The sequence below is a fragment of the Pseudoalteromonas sp. SR41-4 genome (assembly GCF_014163985.1).
Classification (GTDB): Bacteria; Pseudomonadota; Gammaproteobacteria; order Enterobacterales; family Alteromonadaceae; genus Pseudoalteromonas; species Pseudoalteromonas rhizosphaerae.
The window spans coordinates 103,843-117,584 of record NZ_JACJEI010000005.1 but is presented as its reverse complement, the minus strand read 5'-3'; the positions used below and the strand labels follow the sequence as shown (position 1 = coordinate 117,584).

Below are 13,742 nucleotides of genomic sequence, written 5' to 3'. Positions count from 1 at the left end.
TGATAATACTTATACTTTAAAGTTGCTTACTAGGTTGTCTAACCGTTGACACTGCTGTGCCAATGCTTGGCATGCACGCTCAGCCTGATCCACTTTGTCTAGCATATTGCCACTTGATGTAGCGATACGTTGCACATTGATATTCACATCTTCACTCACTTGGCTTTGCTGCGTGGCAGCGGTGGCAATTTGCATGTTCATATCGTTAATAATGGTAACTGCGTCATTAATACGCTGCACCGATTGCGCGGCACCGCGAGAGTGCTCAATCGTTTGTTGACCGCTTTTGGTACTGGCTTGCATTGCACCAACCGCTTGATTGGTGCCTTGTTGGAGCTTTTCAATCATGGCGTTGATCTCTCCGGTACTATCTTGCGTGCGACTCGCTAATGAACGCACCTCGTCAGCAACGACCGCAAAGCCTCGCCCCTGCTCACCCGCGCGCGCGGCTTCAATGGCCGCATTTAACGCTAACAAGTTTGTTTGATCAGCAATACCACGGATAACATCAAGCACAGTGGCGATATTCATTACATCTTGCTCTAAGGTGTTTATTACGTCGCTCGATGCCGAAATGTCGGTCACCAGTTGATTAATTAACGAAATGGTTTCTTCAATTGTGGCTTTTGCTACATTGGCATCATTATTAGCAGTACTTGTGGCACTGGCCGCATCATTAGCGTTTTGGCTTACGTTATCACTGGTCGTGCTCATTTCATTTACCGCAGCTGCCACTTGCTCACTTTCTATTTGCTGATTACTGGCTTCACTTAATACACTTGCAGTAATAATGCGCAAACTTTCAGTTTCATTGCGCACCTGTTCAGCCGAGCCGACAACCGCCAATACTGTGTTATGAATTTTACTGATAAAGGTATTAAACGAACGCGCAAGCGCACCCATTTCATCGTTTGACTTACTGTTTAACCGTTGCGTGAGATCGCCTTGGCCACTAGCTATGTTTTCTAATGCTAACTGCATTTTCTTTAACGGCGCCAAAATAACGGTAGACAGCAGCCAAGTTGCAGCTATTGATAAAACAAAGCTCAATACAATACCAAACTGCAAAGCAAAGCTAGCAGACTCTTGATTAGCGGTTACTTCAATTAAAGAATTTGTAAGTTTGGCATCTATTTCATCACGCATGCTAGTAACATTTTTGCGAATACGCGCTAACACTGCTTCCATATCTTGTTTATGCTCAGCTAAGTAACTAGCCGCAAGCTGGTGATCACTAAAAAGTGCTTGGTAGTAACGAGACCAAATAGCGACATCGGCTTTGATATTCGTAACCCGCTGTGCATTGATCGCATCAATGTAGCCAGACTTCACCAGCTTTAATGGGCTAGAAAGGCGCGCGTCGATACGAACTATATTATCTCGGTACTCTGCAAGCTGTACTATATAGTTTTGTTTGTCACCTTGTCCTAGCACCATGCTCAAACCTGCCGTTTTCACCTGAAAGAGATCACGATAGCCGTCTTCAAGATCGTCCAGCACCGTTCGCACCTCTAAGCTTATAAAACTGTTAAGTCGAGCTTGCTCTTTAAACGTATACAACACGTAACCCGACAACACCGAAAAAATAACTAAGGCGACGACGACAGGAATAGCAAATTTAACTCGAAAGCTAAGGTTATTTATAAATTGGCTCATTTTTATCACTTATCAGTTTGCGGGCAATGGGAGGGTCTGTTTAAAAGAAAAATAGCGCTATGTACCTGAAAAAACAAATAAACTAAATGAACAAAAAGAATTAAAAAACCTAATAGCCACGACCATTCCAAGTATATTTATTAAGCCCTATAAGCCACACTCCCACTTTTAATTTTATTTTCCCAAAGCTGGGAAACTGCTTCTAACAATAAAAAAGCAAACCAAGTAATTTCAATCACTTATAGTTTGGCATGTTATTCGCTTTAGGTTATTCAATTGCCTTAACAACAAATTACCAATGCCATGGATATAGATAACACCTTAAAACGCAGCACCAAACCGAGTCAGCGTAAAAAACTCATATTTGGTACCTTACTTATTAGCATAGCGCTTATTATTTGGCTGATTTACTCATGGCTAGCACCTACCACATTGGCGGCTAATCAACTGCAAATAGCCACCGTAACTCAAGCTGATTTTGTAATAAAAATACGTGGCTTTGGCCGTTTAAAATCAAAGTATCAGCGTTATTTAACCAATACCGATAGCGCCATGGTCGAAGCTATTCATGTATACCCCGGCACCCGCGTCAATAAAGACACCGTTATTTTAACCCTGGTAAATCCACTACAAGCGCAACGTTTATCAGTCGCACGGCTCGAATTGGCAAGACAAAAAGCCAGCGCTAACGAACAAATAATCAATCAAAAGAGTCAGCTATTAGAGCGCCAAGCAAGCCTGACTATTTTAAAAAGCGAGCTTGAAAGTGCCCAACTGCGTGCACAGGCCGAAAGTAAATTAATCGAGCAAGGCATTGTTTCAAGCCTTGATTACAAGCGCAGTTTATTAACCGTGAAGCAGCTAGAGCAACGTGTTGATATTGAAAAGCAACGCTTAGTCCAATTAGCCGATATGCACCATCAGCGCAGTAAAATTCAACAAGAGCTATTAAGCCAATTTGAATTGAACTATCAAGTACAACAGCAAGCCTTTGATGACTTACAGGTCACCGCCGGCATTGACGGCATGCTGCAAGAGCTTAATGTTGAGCTTGGTCAAAACCTTACACCAGGTACACGGCTCGCCATAGTAGGCTCAGATACCGCTCTCAAGGCTGAGCTTAGTGTGCAACAAAGCGATGCAGAAAAAATAGCTTTAAATATGCCAGCAAGAGTAAACACGTTTAGCACGGGTAATAGTGGCGAAGTAATCGCAACTGTCACCCGTATTGACCCTATCGTCAGTGATGGCCGCGTGATGATTGAACTTGATTTAACAGGTTCGTTGCCAGCTAACGCACGCCCAGATTTAAGTATTGAAGGGTATGTAATAAGCCACGTCATACCCAATGCACTCACCGTTAACTTACCCACCAAAGTGCAAGCCGATACTGACGCTACGCTTTTTAAACTCAACCCGACTACCCATTTAGCACACCCCACGCAAATTGAATTTGGTACACTCAGTGATAACAAAATTCAACTGCTGAGCGGCGCTAAAGTGGGTGAACAGCTGATCATTTCAGATCTCTCTAAATGGCAGCATTTGGCAACTATAAAAATAGAACAGGAAAGTTTATGAACACCAATACACTTATCTCATTAAAAAATATCGCCAAGGTTTATCGCAGCCAAAATGTTGAAACCTACGCCCTCAAAAATATCGACCTTGAAATAAATCAAGGCGATTATATTTGCATTAGTGGCCCATCAGGTTGTGGTAAATCAACGCTGTTATCTTTACTTGGCTTGCTAGACAGCCCTACCGAGGGGCAATATTTTATTAAAAACGTCGATACCAACACCCTCGACATGGACCAACAGGCAGAGCTGCGTAATTTACATATTGGCTTTATTTTTCAGTCATTTAATTTAATAGATGAACTTTCGGTGTTTGATAACGTAGCATTGCCGCTGACCTATCGTGAGCCTGCTATGAGCCAAGCTGATATTCAGAGCGCAGTAAAGCATGCTCTTGATGAGGTTGAAATGGGGCACCGCGCCCAACATAAACCTAATCAGCTCTCTGGTGGGCAACAACAACGTATTGCTATTGCCCGCGCCCTTGCCGGTAAACCCAGTATTTTATTGGTTGATGAGCCAACCGGTAACCTTGACTCTAAAAATGGTGATGCAGTGATGGACTTGCTCGACGCACTGAATCAAAAAGGCACTACCATTTGTATGGTAACCCATGATTTACGTTACGCAGGACGCGCAAAAACTCAGCTAAAACTACTCGATGGCGAAATTATCTCGTATTCGCAAGCACGCCAAGATACGCACACTGAAAATACCAGCGCTGTATCCGCTGATACTGCCGAGGTGATTTAACATGAGCCGTTTAACTAAAACACGTAGTCAACTGCGCTTGGCGTGGGCATCACTGATGAACGCACCGGGGTTTGTTACCGCCGTTGTAGCCACATTGGCGCTCACTCTCGCGACCTTATTTGTAGTGCTAAGCCTAGTAAATAGTTACTTTTTAAAACCCCTTGATGTATTTGACGAAACCCGCATGGTGGTGGTTGAGCAAAGCCTAACCTATGACGACTACGATGCGGTTGGCTTTCAAAGTTATCAATCGATGGTGCACTGGCTTAAAAACAATCAAAGCTTTGAGCAAGCTTTTATGATGAATGCCGCTGAAAATGTTTTTTTATACTTAGACGGCCAACCAAAAAAGGATGTGCTGTATGTCGGTGGTGAATATTTTGAGCTCCTACATACTCCTTTTTTACTCGGACATGGCTTTAAAAAGGGCGGAACTTTAGAAGAAGCTGATAATAGCGCGGTCATTTCAGAGAAGTTCTGGAAAGAACATTTTAATAGTGACCCTGATGTAATTGGTAAGCCCTTAAAAACAGCCAGTGAGATTGAAGGTGATGGGCATATAATAACGGGGGTTGTAGCGGCTAATTTCAGCCCACCTTACATGATTAAAGCGGGCTCTGTTGATGTGTGGTATCCAACCAGTTCTGACCGTCGATTTTTCCATAATGATGACTGGCAAAGCCCGTGGACCAACACGTTTAGAAACTTAAAACTGATTGCAGTATTAAAGCCTGGCGTCACTAACGAGCAAGTAAAAACCGACTTAAAAGCCCAAATTGATAACATTAAATCTGAGTGGCTCAATAATGGCGGCATTACTGATGTAAAGCCCGTTGTAACACCGTATCGTGAAGTTGAGCTTGGCAATAACGATCAACTTAGTTTAATGATGCTTGCAGGCGCGGTGGGGCTATTGGTCATCGCTGTACTAAACGTCAGCACCTTGTTTTTTTCACGCGCGTTAGCACAGCATAAAACCTTAGCGCTGCAAGCTGTACTGGGCGCAAAACGTAAAACTTTATTTAGCAGCATTTTACTGCAATCACTCATTTTAATGAGTATATCGGTCAGCATTGCACTGTTTTTATCTATTTGGGGTATTCGGTTATTCAAAGTACTTGCAGAAGGACGCTTGCCACTGGTGAACAGCTTGGCTGTTGACCTTAATTTGGTGCTGATAGCGGTAGTTATGTGTATTGCTTTAGCGTACATATTCTCAGTGATCACTGCACGTTTAGTTAACTACAAAACCTTAAATAGCAAAATGCAAAACAGTGGCAAAGGCGGCGTGTCGCAAGTATCTGGTCGTACTGTGCGTATACTAATTGGCACACAAATGTTTGTGGCAGCCTTATTAGTTAGCTTTTCAATTATGATTGTTAGCAAAGCACTCGACACCATTAATCGCCCACTGGGTAGCGACACTGAAAACCTGTACTTTGCACAGTTATTTCAAACCAATAACAATGCAACACTGGCTGAGCGCTACGAGCAAATTAAGCAGTATCAAAAAGTATTACAAAATAGCGAAGGCATTAAAGATGTTGCTCTTGGGCAAAGCCCAGTGTCAGCAAGGCAAAATGCCAATACCCTAACCGATGTTGCAGGTAAAAGCTCAATCTTCTTTCCAAGCCAGTGGGTCGGGCCTGATTACTTTGATTTAGTGGGCACAAAAATACTCGCTGGGCGTACTTTTAGTGAGCAAGCAATGCGCGGTGAAACTAACGAGTTATTGGTATCTATCAGTGTCGCTAAATGGCTATTACCCGACCAGGAGTACACAAATGTTATCGGTAAAAGCTACAAAGGCCTTGAAGATAAAATGTTTGAAATTGTCGGCATAACGGAGGACTTTAACCATCCTAAATACTACGACGAATCATTTGGTCGGCACATGTGGTGGCCCGCACAGCCTTGGAGCTATATGTTTGTTATTGAAACAGAGCAAGGTGTTGAGCTGACCAGCAAGCAAGTTTTAAGTTTATTAAGAAAAGCCAATAGTCACTTAACTTTATGGCAATTTAGAGACTTACAACAAGAGTACGATGATTTATTGTATATGAGCCACCTAACAGTAGTACTGTGTAGTACCTTGGCATTATTTACTCTATTATTAGCAGCAATAGGTATCTTTGGCGTGCTGAGCTATAACCTAGGTCTGCGCCGTTATGAGTTTGGTATTCGCATGGCGCTCGGCGCTAAAAAGATACGCTTATTTAAATTAATGAGCAAAGAGGCGGTGATCCCTGTGCTGGTTGGCTTTGCCCTTGCAATAATAACCGTGTTAGCTGGTTATTTTATACTTCAAGAACAGCTAATGTCATGGCTAATCATGGATGTCCGGCTGCAATTAATGGCATGGACAATTACCTTAATTATTGCCATGTTCGCGTGTTTTAGGCCATTATTACTGTTAATTAAAGCAAAACCCATGGCTGCGCTTCGTAACGACTAAGCAATATGATGTGATAACCAAGCAAAAGTAAAGCAATTTGCTTTTGCTTGAAACAAGAAGAACAAAATGGACACAATTTTAGTTATCGACGACCAAGCCGATGTACGCATGGCGGCCATCGTGGCATTAAATCAAATTGGCTATCAATGCATTGAAGCACAAGGCCCAGAGCAGGCGCTGGAAATAATCAGCAGCACAGCTATAAGCCTTATTTTGCTAGATATGAACTTTAAACTCGACACCACATCCGGCGCTGAAGGACTGCGATTTTTACAGCAACTGCAGACCCTGAGCGCTAATATCCCGGTGGTAGTCATGACCGCATGGGCAAGCGTTGATGTTGCTGTAAAAGCCATGCAGTTGGGTGCGGTCGATTTTGTTGAAAAGCCATGGAACAACCTGCGCTTAACTGCGGTGGTACAACAGCAGCTGAAACAACAAAAAACCAACCACGACAATGCTTGTTTAAAAGCATTGCATAGCACCAGCGATGCTAATTACATTGCCCTGTCAGCCACTATGCAACAGTTATTAGCCCGAGCTAAACGCGCAGCCCAAACCAATGCCAGCATTTTAATTACTGGCGAAAATGGCACTGGCAAGAGCCTCTTAGCACATTACATACATCAACATTCAAACCGCAGTGAGCAACGCTTCGTTAGCGTAAACATTGGTGCTATTGCCCCTTCATTATTTGAAAGTGAATTATTTGGTCATAAAAAAGGCGCTTTTACTGATGCCAAAGAAGACCGCTTAGGCCGCTTTGAAATAGCCAATAGCGGTACCTTATTTTTAGATGAAATAGCCACTTTGCCGCTGGAGTTGCAAAGTAAAATGCTGCGCGTACTCGAAAGCCAAGAATTTGAAGTGCTCGGTTCCAGTCAAACCAAAATTGCCGACGTTCGTATTATTGCTGCAACCAATGCAGAGCTTGCCAAAGCCATTGAAGAAGGCGAATTTCGCCGCGATTTGCTGTTTCGACTCAACACCATTGAACTACACATTCCGCCCCTGCGCGAACGCCCAGAAGATATCGTTGAGCTGGCTAATCACTTGTTGGCAACACACAGTAAAAAATATCAGCGCAGCGGCATGACACTGACTGGCGAAGCGACGCTGGCGCTTACCCAGTACCATTGGCCTGGTAATGTAAGAGAGCTTAGCCATTGTGTTGAGCGAGCCGTGATTATGAGCGACAACGACAATATTGGCGCCTGTGATTTAATTCTTGCACAACCCAGTAGTGAAGCAAGCATCAGCCATAGCGCAGCAGCCAATCAATCATTACCGCTATTACCGCTGGAGGAGCTAGAAAAACAAATGATCCAAAAAGCACTGGCTGAATTTAATGGCAATGTTATTGCTGCTGGGGAATTTTTAGGATTAAGTAAATCAGCTATTTACAGGCGCATCGATAAGCATCAGCTTGATTTAAAAGAAGCAGACAGTTAAATGCCAACCAACCAGTCACTTGAACAGCACCTTAAACGCTACCTTTATTTGATGGTTTTTATCCTGCTGACGTTATGTATTTTGCTTACGATCAGCTGGGATTTAGATTGGTTTGCCAGTATCAGTATATTATTGCCGTTGGTCACTCTAACGGTACTTGCGGCGCTAAAAAGTTATCGGCTAGTTACTGATGTACTCGATCGGTTTGGCTTACAACTTGATGCCCTTGCGAATAACGAAAGCAATAGCTGGCACTTAGCCAAATACCAAGGTGGGCGCATTACAAGCTTAAAAGCCGACTTTAATAAACTCAGTAACAAAATTGCTAAAAATAAACGTCATTACATACAAACCGAAGAGTTTGTATTTGAGTTTGTTGGCATGCTTGATTTACCCATTGTTATTTTAGACCCGCACGGATTAGTCTATTTCACTAATCAAGCATTCTTAAATAGTTTAACCACTCCTGACGTTGCAGGTTTAACAGCAAATAATCTCGGCCTCATATATAACCAAGGCATGTGGCAACAACATGATGATTCATGTTTTGAGCAGCGTTTTCATATCTCATCACAAACATTTTGGCGTGCAGGGCGAAGCTACGAATTACTGACATTATTTTCGATTGAGCAACAACTACGTAGCAACGAGCAACAAGTATGGCAGCGATTAATACGCGTACTTAATCATGAAGTTAGAAACTCCCTCACACCGATTTACTCAATGAGTCAGTCTCTTCAGATCATGAAGCAGCAAGGACAGATCAGTAATGCACCTGATTTAGCCAGCGACATGCTACAAGTGATTGAAAAACGCGCCCAGCATTTGCTCGACTTTGTAGCCAGTTACAGTGCCTTTTCACAGCTGCCTGCCGCTAATAAGCAAGCCGTAACCACAGAACAAATCAATCTGAGATTACATGCCTTATTTCCACAGTTAGTTATTCAAGCAACTGAACCTCAGCACTTCAATGTAGATTTAGGCCAGTTAGAACAAGCACTGATCAACCTAATTAAAAATGCCTTTGAAGCCGGAGGTAGAAGCGCACCTACTCTTAGCTGGCAACAACATAAAGATAAAGTTGTTATTAAGCTGCTCGATAGCGGCACTGGTATTACAAATCCTGAAAACCTATTTGTGCCTTTTTATTCAACAAAAGCGCAAGGCGCAGGGATCGGTTTAGTGATCAGCCGCGAACTCATTCGTAATCAAGGTGGTCAGTTACAATTTTTAGCCAATCCTGAAGGTCAAGGTACTCGTGTATTAGTTACCTTACCAAGATAATGCCCTGTATTTTATTGGCTTATAAGCCATAGCTTGGTAATCTAACAACAATAGGGACACTTAAAACCAGCCAAAAAGAAGAACAATAATGAAATGGACTCAATTAACGAGCCTCACACTCAGTGTGTGTTTTTTAGTTATAAGTTTTTATAGCACCAGCCAAGAATACCAAATCCAAGCTGCAGATGATTGGGTGAAACAACAGCCACTGATTAAAACGGAAATCCCAGTCAACCAAATCGTCGATGGTACTTATTACCGATTACTTGATACCCAAATAAAAGTATCTGCTCAACATCCTCAGCAGCGCTTCACGCGTACTGTGATGCAGGCGGTGAACCAAACTGGCATCGATTACATTAGCCAACTTAATTTAGACTTTGATCCCAGTTATCAAACCCTCACGCTCAATAGTCTTGGCCTTATCCGAGATGGGCAATACATAAATAAACTCGCTAGCGCACAATTTAAGGTCTTACAACGAGAAACCGAATTAGCCAATGGAATTTACAACGGCAGCCTAAGTTTAAATATTATTGTTGATGATATGCGCATTAACGACCAGCTCGATTACAGCTTTACGATTACTGGCCGCAACCCTATTTACCAACATTTTAGCGCGTCTCGCACATTAAACTGGTCGGTACCGGTGGCGCAACAATTTATGCGTGTGTTATGGCAAAAACCCACACCACTTTATATCAATACAATTAACGGCGAGGTTGACATAAAAGACACCCCGCTCGCTGTTGGTCATGACTATCAAATCAGCTTACACAATCAAGCAACAATCACATCTTCAAGCCAAACACCATATTGGTATAACCCGTATAAACAGGTTTTTTTCTCTGAATTAAAATCATGGCAGGAAGTTGCTAACTGGGCAGCCCCTTTATATCAATCCGCAATAGAAGTAACAGATCCTGTAACACTCATTGCCGATGAAATAGCCATGCGTAATCCACAAGCCTCCGATCGTATCGCCGCTGCATTAAAATTCAGTCAAGACGAGGTTCGTTATTTAGGCTTGGAGATGGGTACTAACTCCCACCAACCAACGTCGGCATCTGAAACTCTGGCACTTCGTTATGGTGATTGTAAAGACAAAACCGTACTGCTAATTTCATTACTTAAAGCAATGGGGATCAAAGCCTATCCTGCATTAGTGAACACTGACGAAGGTAAACGGTTAATTGAACTACCAGCCTCAGCACAAATATTTGATCATGTCATTGTCACGCTTGAGCATGCAGGTCAACGTTATTGGCTAGATCCAACAATAAACTATCAAACCGGAACTTTAGCGCATTTAGCACAACCAAATTATGGTTATGCCTTGATTGTTAAACCTTTTGAGCAACAGCTTACAAAAATGAGTCCCCCTGTAGATGGTATTACAATTAAAACACATGATAACTACACCATAGCTCTTAAACCTGAACAGCCAACAACATTTCAAACTAGTTACATATATAGCCAGTTTGATGCTGTAAATAGACGCAGTTCATTAGCCCGCAATGGACTCGATAAAATAGCGAAAGATTACCTAGAATATTACCAAGGCTATTTTCAAGGCATAGCCATTGATAAGCCGATGACGGTAACTGAGAATACAAATAACGGCGAGCTGTTAAGTGACGAGTTTTACCTTATTAATGATTTTTGGCAACCTGACGACGAAGGACTCAGAGCTGACTTTTATGCCTCAGAGATACAAAATAGCGTTTACGAACCCGATCAAATTAATCGCACAACGCCGCTGTATTTTAAGTACCCAAATAATATTGAAACAACTATTAAAATAAAATTTGAAGAACCAAATTGGCACTTTGATAATAAGCAAAGTGAAATTGATAATGCGTTCTTTAATTTCAAAAAGAATATCCACTTTACGGACAATATATTAACACTCGATTTTTCATTTAGCGCCAAACAAGATCATATTCCAGCTGATCAGATTAAACTGTACCTGAGCGAACGAGACAAGCTAATCGACAATGCGCAGTTTGGCATTGTTAAATATGTAACTGCAGATACCACTAGCAGTTTTGATTTAAACGATAATTGGATCATTGTAGTATTACTTGCTTACCTGCTCGCACTGATATTTTTTATTGTGGCATGGCGTATCGAGTCAGCAAAGCGCCCAACATTTAGTGATGCGCAGTTTTACCCAGTTACTAATGCAAAGTTTATTCTTTATAGTATTTTTACTTTAGGACTTTTTATTAACTACTGGAGTTATCGCAACTGGAAAGCAATTAAAATACAGCAAAATAGTCATATCATGCCGATTGCTCGCGGGATTTTCGCGATATTTTTTTATTACTCTTTATATTTAGAGCTAGTTGCACACAGCCAAACGCAGCACAATAAAAATAAAATCATGCCAAACGTCTTGGCAATTATTGCGTGGTTACTGGTTATTTTGGCAAGTCTCATGACCCGTATTGACGAAGCAACTACTATAGCTATTTGTATCCTGCCATTTTTATGGCTGCCATTAGTTAATTACATTCAACACCTAAACCAATCATCTGACGCACTTGCATACAATTCTAAATGGCGAGTAAGAAATATAGTTATCGCCATAATCTGGGTACCTATTTTATTTTTAAGCTTACTGGAAGAAGTCTATTTATTACCGAGTACCGCTATCGTAAAAGGCGATAAATTGTGGTCATTTCAAATGCAATTCTTAAAACGCCATCAATTAGTACCTATTGATGAAGATGTTTTATATTTTTACAGCGATGCGTGGGTAGATTTTCGTAACGACGGCAATGGTATAAGCGACAACTACATTTTTAGCTATTGGCAAAATGAACAAGGCCAACTTGAATCAAACTTAAAACACTTTAAGGATGTTACTAGCGTCGAAGTCACTTATGGCAGAACACAACTTGATAATACAGTGATTAAAGTTATCGACAAACAAGGCGAGCACTTTTTACTTATAGTTAATAGCGAAGGAAGCAAAGATAAAGAATTGGTAGAACAAATAAATAACCGCATTGCAAGTAATAAGACGCCATAAGCATTAGCAATGCAAAATAATCTAATATCAGCAAGAAGTCGGGCTGTGTAATATTAATGCCAACAAAGTGCTTTATTTGTTGTTTTTATCAGCAAATAAAATAAATGAGAATTATTTGCAAATGGGTGTTGACAGATCATAAGATCTAACTGATAATCAATATCAACAAGACGCAAAGCACAACGACTTGTACGGAATAAACTGATTTGTTTCTCGACCCTGAAACACGTGTGGCGCACGTAAACAGCTAAGGTTACCTGTTACTAACCGCAACGCCCCTTGATGTTGGTGACAGGTAACCGCCCTACTATTTTACTTGCTACATTGCTCATATCGGTGACGGTAGATATGAAACTAAAAAAGCCCTTACGGGCTTTTTTTATGTCTGTAATTTAGTGAGCTAACCAGTGGAAAAACAATTACCGGCGGTTTTTACGTGCTCGTGCTCGACGTTGTTTTTTCTCTTCTTCTTTAGCGGCTTTTTTAGCCTCAGCTGCAGCACGAAGCCCTGCAACCATCACTTCTTCTTCTTCACGCATAGCTGGAGTTTCCATAGTGATACGACCAATTATGCCATCGCGTAATTCATTAATTAGAATTTCTGACATTTTATAAGTATCAATTTGGTTACCACCACGAATACAACCACGCTTTTTACCCGCCATTTCAACAAATTCCCAATCATTTTCAGGTAATTCATCAATTTTATAACGCGCTTTTAAAAGTTCAGGATACGCCCGCAATAGATATTCAGCGGTGTAACTAGCGACTTCTTCATATTCAAGTGCGGTATCACGTATCGCACCTGTAGCACCTAAACGGTAGCCTGAGTTTTCATTTTCAACTTTTGGCCACAACATACCCGGTGTGTCGTAAAGCATGATGCCGTCTTCTAGCTTAATACGTTGCTGCGCTTTAGTAACCGCCGGTTCGTTGCCTGTTTTCGCAACAATACGACCCGCTAACACATTAATTAACGTAGATTTACCCACGTTAGGAATACCCATGATCATGGCTTTAATTTGCTTATCAGCACCGACTTTGTGTGGTACTAATTTTTTACACAGTTCATTAATACGATGAACTTCAGCCGCTTTATCATTACCAAACGCAATCGCTTTTACGCCATTTTCTTGCTCAAAGTAATCCTTCCACGTTTGCGTCATTTTAGGATCGGCTAAATCAGCTTTATTCAAAATTTTGATGACCGGCTTACCTTCACGCAACGTCGCCACCATCGGGTTTTCACTACTGTAAGGAATGCGCGCATCAAGCACTTCAATGATCACATCCATTTGTGGCATTATTTCTTTAATTTCATTACGGGCTTTATTCATATGCCCAGGGAACCACTGTATTCCTGCTCTACTCATTTGATTTTTAAACCTTTTAATTCAACCCATAACACCATGGGGTACTGTGTGGGGTACTGGGTGAATAATTTCGATTTATCACCTCAACTAATAGTGCGTAGTTTACTACATAATCCCTTTAAACTTCTCGTATAAATAAAACCAGTAGTATA

General features: G+C 41.5%; 8 protein-coding genes. 6 read left to right on the top strand and 2 right to left on the bottom strand.

Annotated features, from left to right (window positions below):
- Positions 1-9: 9 nt before the first annotated feature.
- A complete protein-coding gene (locus tag H5180_RS05785) occupies positions 10-1,656 on the bottom strand; it encodes a methyl-accepting chemotaxis protein (protein ID WP_182757886.1) in 1,647 nt (548 codons plus the stop codon).
- Positions 1,657-1,959: 303 nt separating this feature from the next.
- On the opposite strand from H5180_RS05785, the gene H5180_RS05780 reads away from it, so the two are divergent.
- The 6 genes from H5180_RS05780 (at position 1,960) to H5180_RS05755 (ending at position 12,217) form a co-directional block, all read left to right on the top strand.
- Positions 1,960-3,237, top strand: coding sequence for an efflux RND transporter periplasmic adaptor subunit (locus H5180_RS05780; protein WP_182757885.1), 1,278 nt, complete (start codon positions 1,960-1,962; stop codon positions 3,235-3,237).
- The gene (locus tag H5180_RS05775) at positions 3,234-3,989 is read left to right on the top strand and encodes an ABC transporter ATP-binding protein (protein ID WP_149982234.1); all 756 of its coding nucleotides are present in this window, start codon (positions 3,234-3,236) and stop codon (positions 3,987-3,989) included. Before H5180_RS05780 ends, H5180_RS05775 begins: the two co-directional genes overlap by 4 nt.
- A 1-nt stretch (position 3,990) precedes the next feature.
- On the top strand, positions 3,991-6,444 hold the full coding sequence (locus H5180_RS05770) for an ABC transporter permease (protein ID WP_182757884.1): 2,454 nt from the start codon (positions 3,991-3,993) through the stop codon (positions 6,442-6,444).
- A gap of 66 nt (positions 6,445-6,510) precedes the next feature.
- A complete protein-coding gene (locus H5180_RS05765; RefSeq protein ID WP_145240299.1) occupies positions 6,511-7,896 on the top strand; it encodes a sigma-54 dependent transcriptional regulator in 1,386 nt (461 codons plus the stop codon).
- Positions 7,897-9,180, top strand: coding sequence for a PAS domain-containing sensor histidine kinase (locus tag H5180_RS05760; RefSeq protein WP_182757883.1), 1,284 nt, complete (start codon positions 7,897-7,899; stop codon positions 9,178-9,180). It begins immediately after the preceding gene.
- Between the two features lie 88 nt (positions 9,181-9,268).
- A complete protein-coding gene (locus tag H5180_RS05755; RefSeq protein ID WP_182757882.1) occupies positions 9,269-12,217 on the top strand; it encodes a DUF3857 domain-containing transglutaminase family protein in 2,949 nt (982 codons plus the stop codon).
- Positions 12,218-12,636: 419 nt separating this feature from the next.
- Here H5180_RS05755 and ylqF read toward each other — a convergent pair whose 3' ends face one another.
- Complete coding sequence (gene ylqF / locus H5180_RS05750; protein ID WP_145240293.1) at positions 12,637-13,590, bottom strand: ribosome biogenesis GTPase YlqF; 954 nt, start codon at positions 13,588-13,590, stop codon at positions 12,637-12,639.
- Positions 13,591-13,742: the final 152 nt, after the last annotated feature.